19 protein-coding genes are annotated in these 20,844 nt (G+C 50.9%); 8 read left to right on the top strand and 11 right to left on the bottom strand.

Translation table 11 applies throughout. The features are described from left to right. Positions 1–55: 55 nt before the first annotated feature. The 6 genes from ACLPHM_RS13545 to mtnC form a co-directional block, all read right to left on the bottom strand. On the bottom strand, positions 56–1,099 hold the full coding sequence (locus tag ACLPHM_RS13545) for an ABC transporter substrate-binding protein (RefSeq protein WP_430221757.1): 1,044 nt from the start codon (positions 1,097–1,099) through the stop codon (positions 56–58). A 53-nt stretch (positions 1,100–1,152) separates the two neighbouring features. Then, the gene (locus ACLPHM_RS13540; RefSeq protein WP_430221756.1) at positions 1,153–2,238 is read right to left on the bottom strand and encodes an ABC transporter ATP-binding protein; all 1,086 of its coding nucleotides are present in this window, start codon (positions 2,236–2,238) and stop codon (positions 1,153–1,155) included. A 237-nt stretch (positions 2,239–2,475) separates the two neighbouring features. Then, positions 2,476–3,801, bottom strand: coding sequence for a DEAD/DEAH box helicase (locus tag ACLPHM_RS13535; protein ID WP_430221755.1), 1,326 nt, complete (start codon positions 3,799–3,801; stop codon positions 2,476–2,478). Positions 3,802–3,995: 194 nt separating this feature from the next. Next, positions 3,996–5,921, bottom strand: coding sequence for a sensor histidine kinase (locus tag ACLPHM_RS13530; protein WP_430221754.1), 1,926 nt, complete (start codon positions 5,919–5,921; stop codon positions 3,996–3,998). A gap of 18 nt (positions 5,922–5,939) precedes the next feature. After that, a complete protein-coding gene (locus ACLPHM_RS13525; protein WP_430221753.1) occupies positions 5,940–6,644 on the bottom strand; it encodes a LuxR C-terminal-related transcriptional regulator in 705 nt (234 codons plus the stop codon). A gap of 172 nt (positions 6,645–6,816) precedes the next feature. Then, the gene (mtnC, locus tag ACLPHM_RS13520; protein WP_430221752.1) at positions 6,817–7,497 is read right to left on the bottom strand and encodes an acireductone synthase; all 681 of its coding nucleotides are present in this window, start codon (positions 7,495–7,497) and stop codon (positions 6,817–6,819) included. A gap of 200 nt (positions 7,498–7,697) precedes the next feature. On the opposite strand from mtnC, the gene ACLPHM_RS13515 reads away from it, so the two are divergent. Genes ACLPHM_RS13515 through ACLPHM_RS13495 form a run of 5 tightly spaced genes read left to right on the top strand, consistent with a single transcriptional unit; the run spans position 7,698 to position 12,710 of the window. Then, positions 7,698–8,312: a LemA family protein gene (locus ACLPHM_RS13515; RefSeq protein WP_430221751.1), complete on the top strand. Its 615-nt coding sequence runs from the start codon at positions 7,698–7,700 to the stop codon at positions 8,310–8,312. A 19-nt stretch (positions 8,313–8,331) separates the two neighbouring features. Continuing rightward, positions 8,332–9,288: a TPM domain-containing protein gene (locus ACLPHM_RS13510; protein WP_430221750.1), complete on the top strand. Its 957-nt coding sequence runs from the start codon at positions 8,332–8,334 to the stop codon at positions 9,286–9,288. Positions 9,289–9,297: 9 nt separating this feature from the next. Next, complete coding sequence (locus tag ACLPHM_RS13505; protein WP_430221749.1) at positions 9,298–9,792, top strand: TPM domain-containing protein; 495 nt, start codon at positions 9,298–9,300, stop codon at positions 9,790–9,792. A 56-nt stretch (positions 9,793–9,848) separates the two neighbouring features. Further along, positions 9,849–11,261, top strand: a complete 1,413-nt coding sequence (locus ACLPHM_RS13500) for a DUF2868 domain-containing protein (protein WP_430221748.1) — start codon at positions 9,849–9,851, stop codon at positions 11,259–11,261. A 3-nt stretch (positions 11,262–11,264) separates the two neighbouring features. Then, positions 11,265–12,710: a DUF3482 domain-containing protein gene (locus tag ACLPHM_RS13495; RefSeq protein ID WP_430221747.1), complete on the top strand. Its 1,446-nt coding sequence runs from the start codon at positions 11,265–11,267 to the stop codon at positions 12,708–12,710. A gap of 11 nt (positions 12,711–12,721) precedes the next feature. Here the strand turns inward: ACLPHM_RS13495 and ACLPHM_RS13490 are convergent, their stop codons facing one another. Then, positions 12,722–12,970 carry a GlsB/YeaQ/YmgE family stress response membrane protein gene (locus ACLPHM_RS13490; protein ID WP_135861771.1) on the bottom strand — a complete coding sequence of 83 codons (249 nt, stop codon included), beginning with the start codon at positions 12,968–12,970 and terminating at the stop codon, positions 12,722–12,724. Positions 12,971–13,668: 698 nt separating this feature from the next. Between ACLPHM_RS13490 and ACLPHM_RS13485 the strand changes: the two genes are divergently transcribed. Beyond that, complete coding sequence (locus ACLPHM_RS13485) at positions 13,669–14,187, top strand: putative pterin-binding protein (protein WP_430221746.1); 519 nt, start codon at positions 13,669–13,671, stop codon at positions 14,185–14,187. Here the strand turns inward: ACLPHM_RS13485 and ACLPHM_RS13480 are convergent. The 3 genes from ACLPHM_RS13480 to fmdA form a co-directional block, all read right to left on the bottom strand. Continuing rightward, the gene (locus tag ACLPHM_RS13480; RefSeq protein WP_430221745.1) at positions 14,160–14,840 is read right to left on the bottom strand and encodes an HAD family hydrolase; all 681 of its coding nucleotides are present in this window, start codon (positions 14,838–14,840) and stop codon (positions 14,160–14,162) included. The two genes, ACLPHM_RS13485 and ACLPHM_RS13480, sit on opposite strands and share 28 nt — an antisense overlap. Positions 14,841–14,986: 146 nt before the next feature. Further along, the gene (locus ACLPHM_RS13475; RefSeq protein ID WP_135865904.1) at positions 14,987–15,277 is read right to left on the bottom strand and encodes an FmdB family zinc ribbon protein; all 291 of its coding nucleotides are present in this window, start codon (positions 15,275–15,277) and stop codon (positions 14,987–14,989) included. A gap of 62 nt (positions 15,278–15,339) precedes the next feature. Next, positions 15,340–16,539, bottom strand: coding sequence for a formamidase (fmdA, locus tag ACLPHM_RS13470; protein ID WP_135865906.1), 1,200 nt, complete (start codon positions 16,537–16,539; stop codon positions 15,340–15,342). A 503-nt stretch (positions 16,540–17,042) separates the two neighbouring features. Here fmdA and ACLPHM_RS13465 point away from each other — a divergent pair. Both ACLPHM_RS13465 and ACLPHM_RS13460 read left to right on the top strand, forming a co-directional pair. Then, the gene (locus tag ACLPHM_RS13465) at positions 17,043–17,381 is read left to right on the top strand and encodes a P-II family nitrogen regulator (protein WP_135865908.1); all 339 of its coding nucleotides are present in this window, start codon (positions 17,043–17,045) and stop codon (positions 17,379–17,381) included. A 41-nt stretch (positions 17,382–17,422) separates the two neighbouring features. Further along, the gene (locus tag ACLPHM_RS13460; RefSeq protein ID WP_430221744.1) at positions 17,423–18,652 is read left to right on the top strand and encodes an ammonium transporter; all 1,230 of its coding nucleotides are present in this window, start codon (positions 17,423–17,425) and stop codon (positions 18,650–18,652) included. 245 nt (positions 18,653–18,897) lie between these two features. On the opposite strand, the gene ACLPHM_RS13455 is transcribed toward ACLPHM_RS13460, so the two are convergent. Then, complete coding sequence (locus ACLPHM_RS13455; protein WP_430221743.1) at positions 18,898–20,313, bottom strand: aspartate ammonia-lyase; 1,416 nt, start codon at positions 20,311–20,313, stop codon at positions 18,898–18,900. Positions 20,314–20,844 lie beyond the last annotated feature (531 nt).

Here is a 20,844-nt window from a genome sequence, read left to right as displayed (position 1 = left end):
TGTACCCGTAAAGGAAGCCGCGCTCTATGTAGAGTACGGCTTCATCACAGAAGGCTTATCGAGTAGACCAAGCAGTGAAACGTTGATCCAGTTCTTCACCGTGATCAGCCCAGTAGTCATAGCTGGACAACAGCGCGTGTTCGGCGTTTTGGGGTGAGTTAGGCATTTGTGCCAAAGTGGCCTCATCCAAGTTGTCTATGGCTGACTTATTGATCGCACCGTAGTTGATGTTCTGAGCATGTTTGATCTGTTGCTCAGGTTGTGCCGAGAAACTGATGAATTCTTCTGCCAGGGCTTTGTTGGGTGAGCCCATAGGGATCACGTAGTAGTCCAAATCGTAGATACTGCCGTTCCAGACGATACGCAGGTCTTGGCCTTCGGCGTTAGCGGCAGCAATACGGCCGTTATAGACTGTGGACATCACTACGTCGCCTGCAGCCAGCATTTGCAAGGGCTGGGCACCGGCTTCCCACCACTGAATATGGGGTTTGAGTTCGTTGAGTTTGTTAAAAGCGCGATCCACACCTTCAGGAGTGCTCAAGACTTGATAGACATCTTTAGGGGCGACGCCATCTGCCATCAACGCAAATTCTAAGTTGTAGCGAGCACCTTTGCGCAGCGCACGTTTACCTGGAAACTTTTCCACATCCCAAAAATCAGCCCAGCCGTTAGGCGCGTCTTTCAGGGATTTACCGTTATAGGCCATAACAGTGGACCAGACGAACACGCCCATGCCGCAGTCATGTACGGCTTCGGGGATCAGTTGATCCTTCGCGATGATGTTGTCCCAATCCAGTGGTTCAAATAAGCCCTCGTCACAGCCACGGCTAAGGTCAGCGGTCTCTACTTCCACCACGTCCCAGACGACGTTGTTGGTGTCTACCATGGCTTTGATTTTTGCCAGTTCACCGTTGTAAGGGACGTTCAGGATTTTGATGTTTTTTTGTTTTTGCAGCGGTTCAACAAAGGCGGTTTGTTGTGCTTCGCCGGCTGCGCCGCCAAAGTTCACAATGGTCAGATCACGCGCGAGGGCGGACTGAGCTCCAACTGCCAACATACTACTGATTACACCAATTGCTACCTTGTGGGATGTTTTCATGGTTGTCTCCGTTATATCTAGGTATAGGATGTACTGCTGCTACTGAGGGTGACTCAGGCGGTAAAAACGCGGGCAAAGGCTGAGGGTAGTTGTAGTGATAGCCATGCGCCCGGAGCAAGACTGGTATCTGAGGACAATTGACTGATCTGCTGTTTGATACTGATCTCTTGCTGATCATGGGTTTTGCAGATCAAGCGTACGTGGTCGCCCAAGTACACGGTGTTGGTGATTTGTGCCTGTAGGCAGTTGTGAGTGGGCTCGGCCATGATCTGAATGCGTTCAGGGCGTATGCTCAACACAGCGGCTTGTCCAGCAGAGGCGTGGTTAACGTTCAACCCGTGGATCACGCTATTGTTGCCCAGTGTGATCTGGCACATGTCGCCGTCGGCCTGCGATACCGTGCCGGTCAACAGGTTGTTATCACCCACAAAGCTTGCTACGAATGGGTTTTGTGGTGCTTCGTATAAGGTATTTACCGACGAAATCTGCTGGATAATGCCGTCGTTAAATACGGCGACGCGATCCGACATCGTTAGGGCTTCGCTTTGATCGTGGGTAACGTATACAAAGGTGATGCCCAGCGATTGATGCAGTGCTTTGAGTTCCAACTGCATGTGTTCGCGTAATTGCTTATCCAATGCGCCCAAGGGTTCATCCATCAATACCAGCTTAGGTTCAAACACCAGAGCACGCGCGAGTGCAATACGTTGTTGCTGACCGCCCGACATTTGAGCGGGATAACGTTTTGCAAACGCCTCCATTTGCACCATTTCCAGTGCTTTGCGTACTTTGGCTTTACGTTCAGATGCCGGTAAGCGGCGAACTTTGAGGGGGTACTCCAAGTTCTTTTCCACAGTCATGTGGGGGAACAGAGCGTAGTTCTGAAACACCATCCCTATATTGCGCTGGTGAGGCGGGACGCGGTTGATGTTTTGTTGGTCTAAATAGATGTTGCCCGTTGTGGGGTATTCAAACCCCGCCAACATCATTAAACAGGTGGTTTTACCAGACCCGGAAGGTCCAAGCAGGGAAAGGAACTCTCCTTGCTGAATATCCAGATTGAGATCTTTAACTACAAATGTCTCGCCGTCATAGGATTTTTGTACCTGCTCAAAGCGCACCAGTGGTCGTGTGGACACTGATTGGTCTCCTTATTTGTCTCGTTTTGATCTTTTAATAAGGGGCAATATAAGTGAAGCCAGTGGACATGACATAGAGCCATTTAGGCTCAAAAGCAGGGGTCCACTTTTGAGATAAAACTTTAGTCGCAGTGCAGTTTTTAGCGCTAAAGGCAGTGATGATGCGGCGCACAACGAAACACGCCCCAAAATGGGGCGTGTTAGCGTACTCATGCAGTAAAGGGTAAATCCCTAGGGTCAGGAAGCCGTGTTGGCGGGGCGTCGTGGACGACGCTGGCCTGCTGGTTTACCTTGGCCTTGAGGCTTGCCTTGACCTTGGCGCGGAGCCGATCGGCGTTGATTGCTACGGGGGCGATCACGTTCGCGCTCTGGGCGAGCAGGGCGGCTACGTTCTTCGGTTGCTGCACTGCGTACTGGAGGTTTGAAGTCAGGGAACTCAATACGAGGGATATCCTGATTGATCATCTTCTCGATGGTTTGCAACATGCGGCTTTCGGTACGATCTACCAAAGACAGTGCCAAGCCATCGCTGCCTGCACGGCCTGTACGGCCAATACGGTGTACGTAATCTTCAGGTACTTGTGGCAGCTCAAAGTTGATCACGTAGGGCAACTGGTCAATATCAATACCACGAGCAGCAATGTCGGTGGCAACTAGCACTACGACCTTACCGCTTTTGAACCCATCCAACGCACGGGTACGGGCAGATTGGCTCTTGTTGCCGTGTAGAGCGGCTGCATTGAGGCCATCTTTGCTCAGTTTCTCGGCCAGTCTATTGGCACCATGTTTAGTACGGCAGAACACCAAGACTTGGTGCCAACCGCTTTCACGGATGATGTGGCTGATCAGCTCACGTTTATGGCTTTGCTCAGTCAGCACCACGTTTTGTGTGATGCGTTCGGCGGTGGTGTTGCGCGGGGCAACCGAGACCTCGATAGGGTCTTTCAGAATTTGGTGTGCTAGCGCACGAATCTCAGACGAGAAGGTGGCCGAGAACAGCAGGTTTTGACGCTGTTTAGGCATCAAGGCGAGCACGCGACGAATATCGCGGATAAAGCCCATGTCTAGCATGCGGTCGGCTTCGTCTAGTACCAAGGTTTCAGTACGAGACAAATCGATGGTTTTTTGACCGCAGTGATCCAACAAGCGGCCAGGTGTGGCAACAACCAAGTCCACGGGTTTTTGCAGCGCACGGATTTGGGGGTTGATGTTCACACCACCAAACAGCACCAGTGAGCGAATGCGGCTATGCGCACCGTATAAACGTACGGATTCTTCTACCTGTGCCGCTAATTCGCGGGTAGGGGTCAGAATCACAACGCGGGGTGAGCCGGGTTGTAGTTTGGGCGCGGGTTGGGTCAACAAACGATGCAGAATAGGCAGCGTAAAACCGGCTGTTTTACCCGTACCCGTTTGCGCGGCGGCGAGCAAATCGCCACCTGTCATCACATGTGGAATAGCCTGGGCTTGAATGGGCGTAGGGTGGGTATAGCCTGCATCAGTGATAGCCTGCAACAAAGGGGCGGCCAATCCTAATGAGGCGAAAGTAGTGTCAGAATTCAAGAGAGTTTCCAGCAACCAACCTTATTGCTTTCAGGGCAATACCAATCCAGGTCAGTGACAAGCAGGTAGATAAACCAGGCGCACTAAATGGCCTGACAGTAGCGCGTTGTAATTGGTAAGAACGCGTAGAGAAGCATAAATTATAACGTGTTCAGTCCGCGGTGTGGAATTGCCGCAGTAGTACCTGTTTCAGGCTATTTGGCGCTGGCCGCATTCAACGGTAGTAATACTTCCAAACACGTATGACCGGGTCGTGACTGCACATGCAAGGTGGCGCCTATATGCTGCATACGATTGGCCATGCTGCGCATACCTATGCTAAGACCGGCTGTTTGCACGGCATCCACATCAAAGCCTATGCCATTATCTTCAATGATGAGCCGCAACGTGTGGTCATCGGGTTGTTGCAAGATAATGTTCAGGTGCGTGGCATGGCTGTGTTTGACGACGTTGGTGAGGGCTTCTTCCACCAGTCGGGTTAAAGCCAGAACCTGCAAGGGTGAGGGGCGTGGATCCCACTGTGGGCCAATGACCCAATCGGCCTTGATATCTAGGGAATCAAACAAATTCCCAAAGCGATAACGCAGGGGGGCAATCCATGTGGATGGTAATTCGGGTACATCCAGTTTGGCGCTGGCCCCTGCATCAATGAGCTGGCGTAAGTCATCCCGCAATAGTTTCAGAATAGAGAGAAACTGTTGGTTGGGTAGTGGCGTTTTCTGCTGCTCAATCATCGCCATAGAACGTATTAATGAACTGCCCAGCCCATCGTGTAAATCTTGGGCAATATGCAAGCGCTCTTGCAGCCTAGAGTTGTTCAGTGCCAGTTCATGCTTGCGTGCTAGTGTGTCTCGCAGTTCTTCTCTGGCTTCAGCGACGCTGTGGGTAAGCTCTTTATTGAACTGTTCAATACGACGCATGGTGTTCACCAAACGCCAGCTTAGCAACGCTGACATGAACAACATGGTGAGTAGGCTGGTGTAAGCGGAGTACAAATGTCCAGAGGAAGACAGCCCTAATATGGTCAGGGTGTCGTACACACTGGTTGCTAAATAAGCCAGTAAGCACAGTGATAGCCATCGTTGTTCAGCCTGTTTGTTACGCCATGCTCGTATGGGGAAAAGTACGCATGTGCCCCAAAAGACGATCAGGGCAATGAAAAATACGGCAAAGAGTACCAAGGGGGCAGTTGTAGGTGAGGCAAGCAGCACTACAGGGGTAGCAAGGCCAAACAGGGCTATGGCCGCAATGCTCAACTTTTTGATGTGTTTGTAATTGCCAAAGCTCCACACAAACAAAGCAAAACTCAGAATAAAACTGAAGAACAGTAAGATGTTTACTCTGGATAATTGCAGTGAATCGCTAAACAGAGGGCCCGTTTCGTGTCGCATCTGTAATGAACAATACAACACCCACAGCAGGCCTTGCAGTGCGTATAACCCATAGCTTTGTTCGTTGCGACGACGTAACCAGATAAAGAAGGCCAGTGTCCCTAATACGCCTGTGACGCCCAAGTTAAGTAACAGTAAGGCTTGGTTTTGCCACCATGAAGCGCGTTGTGTGGCTAGGACGGTAGGGAGAGTGCCTAGCTCTATGTACTGCAATCCTGTGAACTGTGTAGTCGCGCCGCTTACCCATATCCAGATGGTATTTAAGCCGGGTTTTAACAGGGCATCGGGTAGTACCCAATAACGTGGGATACCGATGCTGCGTGATAACGGTTCACTAAGGTTAGCGTCTCGCCAGAGCAAAGAGTGGTTTAAAAATACAGCGCCCGCCACACCCAGAGAGCTAATGTGTAAAGCGAGGGGGTGGTTATCGCAGTTGGGGTTTTGCCACTGCAGCTTGTACCAGGCATTACCTCGGTAGGCGGGCCAGCGGCTAGCCCAGTTTTTGTCGGGCAGAGTCGTTGCGTGCCAACCGTCTTCAGGCGGTGGTGATAAGGGCTCACCTACTGCCTGAGCGACTTCTACCGCGATGAGTCTAGGTTCACAGGTGTTATGGGGCTGAGTTTGCGCTTGCGCTGGAGCAATCAGTACACACAATCCTAGCCACAGAGTGATCACGCTGCAGCAGTGGCGAAGCAAGGTAGCGAGCATGCTGCGGTAGGTGAGACCCATACGTGAAAAGTCGGCGTGTTAGGAAAGCAGCCCCTGTGATCGTGCTTTAACGACAGCGCGGGTGCGGGAAGACACCGCTAGTTTACGGTAGATATGCTTCACGTGGCATTCTACGGTGAATCGGGATAACTCGAGTTTTTCAGCTATTTCGCGATTGGTCAGGCCGTCGGCTACCAACTGCAGTATTTCCTGTTCTCGTGCGGTGAGCGTGGAGTTCGCTGTTTGTGAAGGTTCTGGTGGGGTGGCGACCACTTGTGCGGGCGAGGGTTGTAGCTCGGCAATGATACGTCTGGCCATGAATGGATCAATGGGCGCACCGCCACGCAGCACGCTGCGTATGGACAAGGCCACCTCTACATCTTCACGCTCTTTCAGCACATACCCTGTAGCGCCAGCGCGTAATGCCGCCAAGATAGCGTCTTCGGTGCTCCATGCAGAAATCACCAAAATCCCTAAGGAAGGATCTGCGGCAGATAACTCAGCAATAAGATCTAGACCGTTCCCATCAGGCAATCCCAAATCAACCAACGCTAACGCCACCGGATGCTCAGCCAGTCTAGCGCGTGCTTCGGCTAGGCTAGCGGCAAAGATTAAGGCATCTGAGGTATAGCCCAGTTGTTGCAAGATAAGGTCTAGTCTGTGTTGGACTAAGTTATCGTCTTCCACAATCAGCACGGGGGCAGGTAGCGTGGATTCTGTGGCGATGGGAGCAGAAGGAGACATAAGAGCAGCTTTCAAGAAAATGTCTGGGAACAGCAAGTGACTTCACTATGGCCTAAAACAAGGCGCTCGGATATCCCTGAAAGCAGTGATAACCTGTAAAAATAACAAAAATACACAAAGCTGAAGCCAGCACCATACAGTACAGCGCTGGGTGGGTACAGCATGGCGCTATCTAGGGGGCCGTATGTATCTCTAGAAATGTGTTGACCTGAGTGTGGGTGCTGCGGCGGTCTGGCGATTGGCGACTGATTTGTACCGTATGCCAGCCGTCTTGGCGAGCCGCGTCTAGCTCTTGATGTACGGCAGACACATATAACAATTGTTCGGCTGGGATGCCTAAGGTTTCGCGAATGTTCCGATAGGAGTCGCTATCCCGTTTAGAGCCTACTGAACTATCAAAATGCCCATTGATGAGCGGCAGTACATTGCCATGGTCACTGTGGCCAAACAGTAGCTCTTGTGCGGCAATGGAGCTAGACGAGTACAGGTACACGGCTTTCCCTGCGTTGTGCCAGCGTTTGATTTGCTCATAGGCATCTTCGTAAATATGCCCCGTGAACTGCCCACTGATATAACCCTCTGCCCAAATCATGGCCTGTAGTTGTTTGAGTACAGGAGAGGGCTTATCTATATCTATATAGTGCAGCAGTTCGGCGATGAGCCTATCTAGTCCGGCTAACGGTAAATCAGCCTCGGTACGCAGCGCGAGTAGCGCGCTTTTCACGGCGGGTTGTGCGTGCTGCTGCCGCAGGAAATTGGCGATATGGCGTCTCGCATAGGGAGACAAGGTCTGATGCACAAAGGCAAGGTCTGTCGTGGTGCCTTCTACATCGCAGAGGATTGCAGAAATCATAAGGTGGCGCCAAACATTGGCGTAGTCGTTTACGGTGAAACAAGTACTGACAGCTTAAGGCAGAGAGCCTACGTCATAGTATCATCGAGTTTTATGCCTAGCCAATGTGTCGCTAAGCGATAACCAATGTAAAGAGCCCTTGTTCTGTACAGCGGCTCAAGATACTCTTTTCACTCTACTTTTTTTGCCGTGTGAGCATCATGAAAAACTCTTTACGACTATGGTTGATTTCCGCGATGGCATTGTTGCTAAGCGGTTGTGGGTACAACGAAATTCAGCGTTTGGATGAGCAGGTCAAGGCAGCGTGGTCGCAAACTCTGAATCAGTACGAGCGTAGGGCTGAGTTGGTGCCTAAATTGGTCAGCTCCGTGAATGCGTATATGGTGAATGAGCGTAGCGTGTTGGTGGAGGTCACCGAAGCACGAGCACGTGTAGGCAGCATTCACATTACGGCAGAGGATTTGGATAACCCAGCAGTGATGGAACGTTTCCAGCAAGCACAAGGGCAGTTGTCTTCTGCTTTGTCCCGTTTGTTGGCCGTATCTGAAAATTATCCACAGCTGAAAAGTGATGGTTTGTTCCGTGACTTAATGACGCAGTTGGAAGGCACAGAAAACCGCATTGCTACTGAACGCGGTCGTTATGTGGAAGCGGTACAGGCCTATAACGTGTATATACGTCAGTTCCCCGCTGTTGTAACAGCCAAACTGTTTGGCTACAAAGTGATGGAGAACTACGGAGTAGACCGCGAGTACGACATCCGCCGTGATCCAGAAGTGAAGTTTGATTTGCCTGCCTCGGCAACCGCTCAATAGTCACTGATAGGATATGACTATGCGTCGTAACCCCGCTGTTTTGCTGCGTTATTGGCGTAGCCTCTGGATGGCTTTGCTATTGGTGGTGTGCTTGCCGGTGCAAGCCGCCACCGTGCCTGTGCCTAAGCTGAATGATTGGGTCACCGATACCACGGGTACGTTGAGTAGTGCTCAGCAGCAAGCCATGAGCCAGCAATTACAAGCATTACAGCTGGAGAAGGGCGCGCAGCTTTTTGTGCTAGTCGTACCTACTACGGGTAATGACACCATTGAAAGCTATGCTAGGCGTGTGTTTGATGCCTGGAAAGTCGGGCGCAAAAAGGTAAACGATGGTGTACTGCTATTGGTCGCTAAAGATGATAGGCGTCTACGTATAGAAGTAGGTTATGGGCTAGAAGGTGCGATTACTGACCTGCAGTCCGGCCGTATTATTCGCGAGAACATCACACCTTACTTTGCGCAGGACGACTACGCCGCCGGTATACAGGCGGGGGTGGACAGTTTGGCGGGCCTAATTCGTGGCGAAAGTTTGCCACCGGTAGCGCAAAGCGATGATGACGATGAAAGCCCCGTGATTGTGCTCATCCCCTTGGCATTTTTTGCGTTGGTGATGCCTATGGCAGCAGCGGCGCTGATGTCGGGCGTGTTTGCGTTCATCGTATTTGAAAGCTTGCCATTGGCCATAGTCGGTGCCGTAGTGGGGTTGCTGATCTCGGTTATCGGCTACGTAATAGGCGCAGGTGGGCGTCGCTCCGGAGCAGGCAGAGCATCCAAATATGGCGGAGCCTTAGATGGGCTGGCCAGCCATGGTCGTAAACGCGGTCGCGGAAACTTCCCCGGAGGCGGTGGTGGTTTTGGGGGCGGTGGCTTCGGTGGTGGTGGAGGTTTTGGCGGCGGTGGCTTCGGTGGTGGTGGAGGTTTTGGCGGCGGAGGCGGTGGCGGCAGCGGGGGCGGTGGTGCTTCCGGCAGTTGGTAGGAGATACCCATGTCAAGAATCTTGAAAAATATGATGGGCGTGTCGCAAGTGCAAGGTCATTGGCTACGGCATAAGCACTTCACCGCTCAGGTGCTAGATCAGGTGGCACAACGTATACATGCCAGCGAGCAAGGGCACAGCGGTGAGTTAGTCTTGGCTGTAGAGGCGGTTATGCCTAGCCATGAGACGGATAGCCATTTACGTGCCTTAGAAGTGTTTGGCCGATTACGGGTATGGGATACGCCACTAAACAGTGGCGTGTTGTTGTATTTGGCGTTAGATCAGCGCTACATAGAAATCGTGGCTGATCGCGGCATTACAGCCAGCGCTGAACAGTGGCAAGCAGTGTGCACTAAATTACAGCAAGCATTTGGCCGTAAAGCCTATGTTGAGGGCTTGCTGCAAGCAGTAGAAGACATAGAAGCTATTTTGCGCCGTGCTGCACCACCACTGTCCGTATCGGACGAGCCCAATTATTTACCGGATGAACCTGTGCTGCTGTAAGCATCACGATGCGGTTTCGCCATGATTGGTGTGTTTTCCCCTGTTTTTAGGTTGACATGACTCACGCATTGATTTCACGTACCACGGGCTTCCAGGCGCATTGTCTGGCGGAGGCTGTGCGCTTGAAAGAAAGTGGCTGGGGGCCTTTGGAGGATGCCGCCGAGGTACGACGTGCCATTGCCCAAGGCGGTAGCCTAGAAGATAGGCTGGTGTTCAGAGCCACCTTATTGGCACAGCGGGAAGGTTGGGTAACGGCATATCAGCGGTTATGTCAGATAGGGCGTTGGTTGCTGCCTGCATGGTTGGTATTGGCAGTGGTAGCGGGTTTGAGTGCGGTATGGGGCGTATTGGGTGCTGGCGCCTACATTAATGTGATCACCGCCGTCGTGAGTTTGGTGGGGCTGAATGTCCTGACGCTAGTGCTGTGGTTAACTAGTTTTCTTTTTAAAAGCGATTCGGCACAGCAAGGCAGCGTGCTGGGGAAATTGAGCTTAAAACTATTGGGCCGTTTCGCGCGTGGCGAGGCGGCGACCTTAGTGCTGGGTGCAGGCGTAAACGTGATGGTGCGCCAAAAGTTAGGCCGTTGGGTGTCGGGGCTCATTAGCCACACGTTTTGGCTCTGGGCGACCTTGGTCGCTATTTTGGCATTGTTGTGGGCCTTATCCGCTAGGCGTTACGGTTTTGGTTGGGAAACGACGTTGCTATCGTCTGATAGTTTTGTAGCGTTGGTAGAAGGTTTGGGCCGTGTGCCGCGTTGGTTGGGTTTTGAGGTGCCTTCTGCTGCCTTGATACGCCTGAGTGATGGCTTAACCCCTCTGACACCGGATGATCAACGGGTGTGGTCCAGTTGGTTGTTGGGCTGCTTGGTGTGCTATGGCTTGTTGCCACGTTTGGTGGCGTGGGTATGTAGTGCAGGTGTAGTGCGTTTTCGCTTACGACATCTGTACATAGATAGACAGCTACCGGGCTGGATAGAGCAGCAAGAACGACTATTACCCGTGCATGTACGGGTGGGTATTGATGCCCAAGCCCCTACAGATCAGGTGGCAGTTGCTCAACCTACTCGCTTTGAATTTCCGCACACTACCGATACGGTGTGTGTGGCTGCGATAGAGTACCCACAAGACCGCCCTTGGCCGCCGTTACCGCTGCCAGAGGCGTGGATGAATGCGGGTGTGGTCGATACACGCGCGCAGCGAGAGCAGCTATTGCAACGTCTGCATCAACGTTCGCCCGATTATCTGCTGTTGGTGTGTGATGCGAGCCAGACTCCCGATCGCGGGATTGTGGCATGGTTAGGTGAACTCAGTAGTTATGGTCGTTATTGTGCGATTGTGCTGCAGGCGGCTTCTGAGGTTGCTGTGCTGCCAGAGCGCCTACAAGCATGGCGCGATAGATTGAGCGCGGCCGGTTTTAAACCTGAACAGCTACACATTAACCTGCAGTCCTTATTTCCCCCTTCTGAATGAGCTATGAATAACCAGTCTTCTCTTTTGCGTTTGGCGGTGGTTGGGCACACCAATACCGGTAAAACCTCGTTGTTGCGTACCTTGACGCGAGACACCGAGTTTGGGGAAGTGCGTAATAGCCCGGGGACGACGCGCCATGTAGAAGCAGTCAGGTTGACTAATGATGGCCACGCTGTGGTGGAGTTATTTGATACCCCCGGCATTGAAGACAGCATGGCATTGCGTGATTATTTGGAGCGATTGGTACAGCCAGGTGAGCGCTTAGACGGCCCCAGCGTATTAGAGCGTTTCTTGCAGATGCCAGAGGCCGTTGGCCGCTTCGAGCAAGAAGCTAGGGTGGTGAAGCAATTGTTGGCTTCGGATGCAGGGTTGTATGTGATCGACGTACGCGACCCCGTGCTAGCCAAACACCAAGATGAACTGCGTATTTTGGCGTGGGCAGGTAAACCATTGCTGCCAGTGCTAAATTTCACGCGTAGCGAAGAACAGCGTATTGATGAGTGGCGTGCTGCGCTGGCGAGTGTAGGCCTACATGCGATTAGCGAGTTTGATACTGTCGCACCGCCGTTAAATGGTGAAGAGCAACTGTATGAGCGTTTAGCGTTATTGGTGAAAGACACGCATGCCCAAACGTTGAAGGTATTGATTACGAATGTGCAGCAACAGCGTGTGCAACGTTTAGAAGATGCGTGGCGCTTGTTGGCGGACTTACTCATTGATGTAGCGGCGTGGCGCATGGTGAGCGAGCCAGATGAACGCTCAATGCAAGAAAGTACACGCACTATGCAAGAGCAAGTACGTAAGCGTGAAGAGCGCTGCGTGAAAGCGCTACTCAAACGTTTTAATTTCACCTCTAGAGACTATTTGCCGGATACCCTGTCGTTAGATGGCACGCGTTGGGAAATGGATTTGTTTAATCCTGATGCCTTAAAAGACTTGGGCGTACACATGGGTAAAGGTGTTGCTGCAGGTGCTCTGGCAGGCGCTACGGTGGATTTACTGACGCTAGGCTTTAGCCTAGGTAGTGGTACCGTGATTGGCGCAGCGGCTGGCGGAGTATGGCAGGGTTTGGATAAATGGGGTCAACGCTTGCTAGGGAAATGGCAAGGGAAAATGGAGCTCACGGTAGATGACAGCGTGGTACGCGTTTTGGCATTGCGCCAAACGGCATTGATTCATGCGTTAGAGCGCCGTGGTCATGCTGCACAAGTGCCCATCGCTATTGCACGCTCTGTGGTGGCCTTAGATACAGAAAGTGCGAGTGAGCCAGAGGTGGCGACTTCGGTAGCCGAAGCACCCCAAATATTGGATTGGCGTAAAGGTGGCTTGCCGGTCGAACTCACAGAAGCTAGGTTGCATACTGAATGGAGCACGATGCTGCACATGCAAAACGCATCAGGCCGTAGAGAGCAGGCTGTAGCTGCTCTGGCGGCCCGACTGCGTGTGTAAACGGTGCGTAATTAGCCTTTTTTGCTAATCAGACCATAGATAAAGAGTACAACGATAGCGCCGATGACGGAGCCTATCAGGCCTACTTGCGCGCCTTGCTGATACAAACCTAGGCTTTGGCCTAAAAAGCCACCTACCAGCGAACCTATAATCCCCAGCACGGTGGTCAGGATAATGCCCATGCTTTGGTTGCCAGGCATAATTGCGCGTGCCAGTAAACCTACGATGAAGCCTACGAGTAACATCCAAATAAAGCCCATCTTTTGCTCCTTGTTACATATCAAGAACACCCTATTCTAGGAAATACCGAGAATGTCTGTGTGTTAAATAAGTAATAAACTTTGTCAATTTCTGTTAACTAGATACTGGAGAAGTATTTAAATTACCCAGGTATTTGGTAATACAGATTGACCATAAATAATTATAAATAATGATTGAAAACAGAAATGAGAGCGTGAAGATAATGCGTGGTGGCGGTGGCTGTGCTGTTACGACTTCATAGCATTTATACGTTAGGTAACATGGCAGTGGATACTGCTCACATCTAGTAGGTGCTAAATCCTGCTAGGCTAGGCCACGCAAGGCATAGAGCACTCTTGATGAGTGTTGGTACAGTAGCGTTGTTGTTTTGAAGTGCTGCATTGTAAGGGCTTGTATCTATGCTTGAACGGGAAGGTTTTTTTGGTGGTTTATGTCTTTTCTCCAATAGGAGATGGCAGAAACATAACAATCATTAATTGTGAATAATAGTTAATATCTGGCCAATAAAAGAACTTAATATCTTCAAATATTGTAAATAAGTTTATTGTGTGACAATAAATTGCCATACTGTGATTATAATTTTCGAAAATATTTATCTGCTTCATTTTGTATGCGGCCGGAGACTGTAATGGGTGATATGCCTAATGGGGCGAAGCAAAGGGTAAGACTCTGGTATTGCGTGGGTATCTTTTTATTGATGCTCTTCAGCGCGGGGTTTTCTCAAGCGGAAGAAAATAGCGATGTAGTGCTGACTTTTGTGGGTCAGAAGGCGGGCGACGAAGGGGCCCGTGTTTATACAATGAGCTATGCTGAGCTATACGCTTTCCCCGAACAGAGAATACAAACATCTACACAGGTGACGTACGGTTCCCATATTTTCAGTGGGCCCTTAATACGTAACGTATTAGACAAATTCAACTTTGTGGGCGATACCGTCAGACTAGAAGCGCTAAACGGTTACATCATTGATGTGCCATTAAGTGATTTCAGACGTTTTGATGCTATTTTTGCGCATTCGATGAGCGGGTTGCGCTTATCGGTCAGGCATTTTGGCCCGGTATGGGTGGTGTATCCGCGCGACTCACTGAAAGAGCTGCAAGACATACGCTATGACATGCGTTGGGTATGGCAGCTACGCACTGTGGTGGTCTACGACAGTGCCAATAATCCTAGCCTCAGTAGCTGTTTTTACTGTGACGATGCGTCGCAGGGGTAAGGAATAGACAAGAGTGCAGGTAGCTCCTGCATATGATTGAAGGTGCGTTGTACTCCTAGCTCCAGCAACGGAGCTGGGTTGTGTTTGGGATCATAGGCCCACACGGTTGCACCAGAAGCTACACCAGCCGTAATGCCTGTCACACTATCCTCAATGATTAAGCACTGTTTGGGTGTGCAGCCCAGCACCGACATGGCTTTCAGATACACATCGGGGTAGGGTTTGTTGCGGGGTACATCGCCACCGCTAAAAATCCTATCCTCAAAATACGGCAATAGCCCAGTCATGTCTAATTGCAGATGCAGCTTGTGATATTCACTGGCTGAGGCGCAGGCCATGTTCTTGCCCCAGCGTGCTTGTACAGCTTGCAGCGTAGGAATGATGCCGGGTACAGGTACCAGTTTTTGACGTAGGGACTGCATCAGCCGCAGGTGGAATTCGTCTATCCAGTCTTGTTCTAATTTTTTGCCTGTGCGGGCTTGAATCAGCTGTAGCTCATCGCGGGTGGATTTGCCTACGAACAGTGTTTCACATTCGTCTGTACTCAAATGCCAGCCTAGGTCTGCCAGCATTTCTTGCAGCAGTCGTAAGGCTAGTGGTTCGCTGTCTACTAAGACGCCATCGCAGTCAAAAAGAATGGCCTCATATTGCATGATTCCTGCTACCCCAACAATGTATTACCCATGTGTATTGTTACACAGTACCGTGTAGTGCTGTAGAGCAATGCAAGGTCAGGCCCGTATGTAAACGGGTCTGATTCCTCGTAATGGGCTATAGCAAGATGGCGCGATTGCCTTTATCAAGCAGCACATACAGCACAGGCTGCACCCGCACAGTTATGCAGTACAGAATTGCGTGTGCCTGCTCGTGTGCCAGGGCCGCGTACATCAGGGCCGGCTAGCGCTTGTTGTGGAGTCAGGGCGCGACGTGGACCATCTTTGAATTGCAGGCTACGCGGTGCCGTAATTTTGAGGCTAAGCGTACCCGTTTCGCAATCTGGACAGGTGCTAGGGTCATGGCGACGTGCCATGGGACGTAAGGCGCTGACTATGCTGTCACAGTGGGAGCATTCGTAATCGTAAAGAGGCATTGTGATCTCACCAATCAGTCTGACCACCCTACAACATGACGCTGTAGGGTGGGTTGTAGCAATTACCCGCGAGTGGTTTTCACACCAGGACGGCCAAAACGAGCAGCTTCATTCAGTGCTCCTTTAGGCAGAATATCGGTATCGAAAATTCCGGTAGGAATGGATACCGATGCGGATGCGTTAGGCAGATCAACCACGCCGCCGTAACGGCCTTCAACAGGCGCTGCTGTCAGCAGCATGTAGGCTTGTGCTGGGCTCAGGTCGGTTACACGAGAGATGTAATCGATAGCAGCCAAACAGGCTTGTCGGTAGGCAACGGTGGCATCCAGATAGGTGTTCACACGGTTTTCTACGCTGATACCAGTGAAGCTCAGCCAGTCGTCGTAACGTACATCGTGTTTGCCTGGAACGTAGATAGGTGCAGTGATGCCGTATTTGGCCATTCCGCCTTTGATCAGATCAAAGCCCAGATGTGCTGCGCCATCCATTTCGATCGCACCACAGAAAGAGATCTCGCCGTCCCCTTGTGAGAAGTGCAAATCACCCATGGACAGACCGGCGCCTTTTACGTACACAGGGAAGTAAATGCGTGAACCGATGGTCAGGTTTTTGATGTCCAAGTTACCGCCGTGCTCGCGTGGAGGCACGGTACGAGCGGCTTCAGCGGCAATGCGATCAAACTCAGCGCCTTTCAGACCGCGCAGTACGGCTGTGTCGGCGTAAGGCATATTAGCTTGTTTCTTAGCGCCCAAAGGAGCTTCGCGACGGTTCCACTCACGCAGCAGGTCGTGAGAAGGTAATGTACCGATCAAGCCAGGGTGCATCATTGCGCCAATACGCACACCAGGAATGTGTCGTGATGTAGCGTACATGCCGTGCAAATCCCAAATGGCTTTGTCAGCATCAGGGAAGGTATCTACCAAGAAACCACCACCGTTTTCTTTGGCGAAAATGCCAGAGAAACCTACGGGAGTGATACAGCGAATATCTAGCAGGTCTACAACCAGAATATCGCCAGGTTCTGCGCCTTCTACGTGTACAGGACCAGTTAGTGGGTGAGCACGGGTTAGGTCTACATCGCGTACATCGTTCACGCTGTCGGTGTTTTTGATCTGGGCATCTAAGAAGTCCAGACATTCCAAGATGATTTCTTCACCAGGTTTAACGCTAGTGAGTTCTGGAATGTCGGGGTGCCAGCGGTTATGACCGATTTCTGCCTGTTCAGATAATGGAGCACCAGGTTTAATTTTAATGTGCTGCATAAGGTCTCCTTTTTAGAGCGAAGGACGCTTGCTTGTTTGTTTATAGAAATATATATGCCGCGTAATGTATTACGCTAGCTTCCGTAATAACAGCATGGTGTGATGGGCTTTGTCAAAGAGGGAAAATAGGTGTTGAGTTCTAAAATTTCACCCTCTGAACACATGGCTTATGCCGTCCAGTTTTTGGCATAAAAAAGGTATTACCTCTTATGTCGTTGTGTTTCATACGTTTGAGAGCGTGTTAACGACCGTTAGAGTTTTACATCACCGTGCCCTACGCGTCATTTGGGTGATTTTTGTAGTAGCGTCACCACGAGAATCTAAGGGTAAACACGAATTTCTGGTGCGTTTTTTTATTTGTGTTTATTTTAGTAAATAGGGCGTTTGGCGAGTCCGAGTATTCCTGGAAACAGGCCTCGTGATCGCAAGGTATTTTTTCTCTGGAGCTCTGGCACGCCTGGCGTGCCTGCACATCTTTTTAATGAGCAACAGAGGAAATAATCATGAAGTTGATTACTGCCATTATTAAGCCCTTCAAGTTAGACGATGTTCGAGAAGCATTGTCTATGCTTGGCGTTCAGGGCATGACCATCAGCGAAGCGCGAGGCTTCGGTCGACAAAAAGGGCACACCGAGCAGTACCGAGGTGCCGATTACATTGTCGATTTTCTTCCCAAACTACGAATTGAAATAGCCGTCAGTGACCACGACACCGATAGGGTGATCGAGGGCCTGTGCGCGGCTGCATTCACCGGCAATATTGGCGACGGCAAGGTGTTCGTGCTGCCTTTAGAGCAGGTGGTTCGTATTCGTACGCAAGAGGCAGGGGATGGGGCAATTTAGCGCCCCTCTCACACTAGTGATTTACCTTTCAAGGAATATGTATGAACTCCACAGATTTTGCATGGGTCAGTATGTCGACCCTGCTCGTACTGATGATGGTCGCGCCCGGCCTAGCGCTTTTTTATGGTGGGTTGGTGCGCGGTAAAAATGTACTGTCTATCTCCACGCAAGTATTGGCAACCTTTGGTTTGGCAATCGTGTTGTGGTTTACCTATGGCTACTCGTTAGCCTTTACCGATGGCAATGCCCTTATTGGAGGTTGGTCAAAACTATTTTTATCCGGTGTGTTTAACCTGCCTGAAAACACCTTCGAAGTCGCTGGTAGCATTCCCGAAATTAGCTTTGTGGCCTTCCAGGCTACCTTCGCCGGTATTACATGCGCACTGATTGTGGGTGGTTTTGCAGAACGTGTGCGTTTTGGCGCGGTGATGCTGTTCACAGCAATTTGGATGACTTTTTCCTACCTGCCTATTGCGCATATGGTGTGGTCACCGGGTGGCTGGTTGTTTGAACGCGGTGCGTTGGATTTTGCGGGCGGCACAGTCGTGCACATCAACGCGGGGATGGCTGCTTTAGTGGCGGCGTGGTACACCGGGCGTAGATTAGGCTATGGGCGTGGCGAGGCATTGCGTCCGCATAATCTGACGATGACCATGACTGGGGCGGCATTGCTGTGGGTAGGTTGGTTTGGCTTTAATGCGGGCTCTGCATTGGGTGCCAATACACTGGCAGCGTTGGCATTTTTTAATACGTTGATTGCAGCCGCAGGTGGGATTTTGGCGTGGTTGCTTGTAGAGCGTGTGGCCAAAGGCAAAGCCTCGTTATTGGGGGCGGCGTCAGGTGCTGTGGCTGGATTAGTAGGAATTACGCCGGCAGCGGGCTTCGTCGGGCCATTTGGTGCATTGCTGATTGGTGCGCTGACTGGCGCGGTATGTGTATGGGGTGTGAATGGCTTACGTCATGCGCTGAACGTTGACGATGCATTGGATGTTTTCGGCATTCATGGCGTAGGTGGCATTGTCGGTGCATTGTTGACCGGCGTGTTTAATGCCCAGCTATTGGGTGGCCCAGGTTTGGCGAGTTTTTCTGAAGTGCCTTACCAACTGTGGATACAGGCAGAAGGTGTATTGATCACCATGATCTGGTCTGGCGTGGTCACGTTAGCAGGATGCGTGATTGTGAATGCAGCAATTGGATGGAGAGTAACCCGAGATGAAGAACGCACAGGATTGGATATTTCCTCGCACGGGGAATCCGCATATTCCAGCTGATAGCAGTCGTATCAGTGAAGGAGCAAGGGCAGGCCATTTGGCCTGCCTTTCTCGTATCTGCATAGCTAAGTCTTGGTATCTTGCCCTTGCTTTAGCTATGGTGATCAGAGCAAACACGGCAGACGCAAAAAAGGCCTGAGTTCGGTGTGATACCAGAATCTCAGACCTTAGCTGCGTAGTGACTGACTGCCGATTAGGGGTGTCAGCTCACTATGCGGTCTTGTGTAACGTTAGCCAATAACGAATTATTGGGCTTTGCGTGGAGCAATCATGTTCTCTGGACGCATTACATCAGACAGTACATCTTCAGCCAGCAATTGCTCTTCCTGAACCAGTTCCAATACGCCACGGCCAGTATCCAACGCATGTTTAGCAATACGTGTGGAGTTTTCGTAGCCGATGTATGGGTTCAACGCAGTGATCAGACCAATAGACTGTTTAACCAGTGTTTCACAACGCTCTTGGTTAGCAGTGATATCGTCTATACACAGTGTGCGCATCATGTCGGCAGCGCGTGCCAGCATTTCGATGGAGCTGAACAGTTTGTAAGCAACCAGTGGTTCCATCGCGTTCAACTGCAACTGACCTGCTTCAGCAGCAAATGTCAGAGCTAAGTCATTGCCAATCACTTCGAAAGCTACTTGGCTTACGGCTTCAGGAATTACTGGGTTTACTTTACCTGGCATGATGGAGCTACCGGGCTGACGTGCTGGCAGGTTGATTTCGCCAAAGCCAGTGCGTGGGCCGCTAGACAACAAACGCAAGTCATTGCTGATTTTGGACAGCTTCACGGCTGTACGTTTCAGTTCGCCAGACAGGGAAACGAAGTCGCCCATGTCGGAAGTTGCTTCGATCAAGTCTGGAGCAGCTTTGATGTCAAAACCACTGACGTCAGCCAAGAATTTCACAGCCAACATTTGGTAGTCGGGGTCAGCGTTGATCCCTGTACCAATAGCAGTACCGCCTAGGTTCACGGCTTCCAACAGCTCAGGAGCTTGTTGGCGAATACGACGTGCATCTTCAGCAATGTTGTTCGCGAAAGCGCGGAACTCTTGGCCTACTGTCATAGGCACAGCGTCTTGCATTTGGGTACGGCCCATTTTCAGGATACCGTCAAACGCGTCAGCTTTGCTGTTGAAGGAGGCAACTAACTGATCCAAGCTTTGCGTCAAACGCTCAACGCTCAGCAACAAGCCTACGCGAATCGCGGTAGGGTAGGCATCGTTGGTGGACTGCGCCATGTTCACATCATTATTGGGGTGCAGATGTTTGTACTCCCCTTTTTGATGGCCCATGCTTTCCAGTGCCACGTTTGCAATCACTTCATTGGCATTCATGTTGGTGGATGTACCTGCACCACCCTGAATCATGTCCACAACGAACTGATCCAGATATTCGCCATTAATAATGCGGTTACACGCAGTGGTAATGGCTTGGAATTTTTCGTCACTCAGGCAGCCTAACTTATTGTTGGCTGATGCGGCGGCGTGTTTGACCATTGCCAAGGCGGCGACAAACCTAGGGAAGTTTGCCAGAGTAATACCGGTCAGATTGAAGTTCTCGGCTGCGCGCAGTGTCTGTACACCGTAGTAGGTGTCGGCAGGGATCTCTCGTGTTCCAAGAAGGTCTTTTTCTATACGTGAGAGTGAAGAAGTGCTCATAATTAAATGTTTTTAGACGTAGATGTCCGCGGTGATAAAAAACAAAAAATGAAGTGATCGCCCCTTACCAAACCAATCGATGATGGGCGATGCTTGTGATGAGCATGCAGGTTTTTACGAGTGATGGAGCCGCATTCACAAGATCCTGTGTAGGGAGTGAGCGTAGGACTTCAATGTTCGTCATCTATGTTTTTGGCAAGACGCCGCGATGCCCGCGACCCGTACTTAGTAGGGTAGTAACCATGACATGAACCCTACATACTAACAGGCACAGCTGGGAAGTGACACCGTTCTGTTCATTATAGGGTTCAGATGGAGCAATTGTTTCAGCTGATTTACAAAAAAAACTTCAATCGTTGCGTGAGATTCACTTTTTTGTAACCTAAAGGATTTCATCGTGTTCACCGCATGGACATAGACAAGACACCCGCCTTTTTAGGGGAGGGGCGCGGTGTAGAACAGCGGCAGTGGACGGCTGCATGTAGTAGCTGGGTTGCACTACATGCAGCGTACTGCGATCAGGCGCAACAC

The sequence above is a fragment of the Paenalcaligenes sp. Me131 genome, from assembly GCF_050487225.1.
In the GTDB taxonomy this organism is placed as follows: Bacteria; Pseudomonadota; Gammaproteobacteria; order Burkholderiales; family Burkholderiaceae_B; genus Paenalcaligenes.
This window is presented reverse-complemented; position numbering and strand designations above follow the sequence as displayed.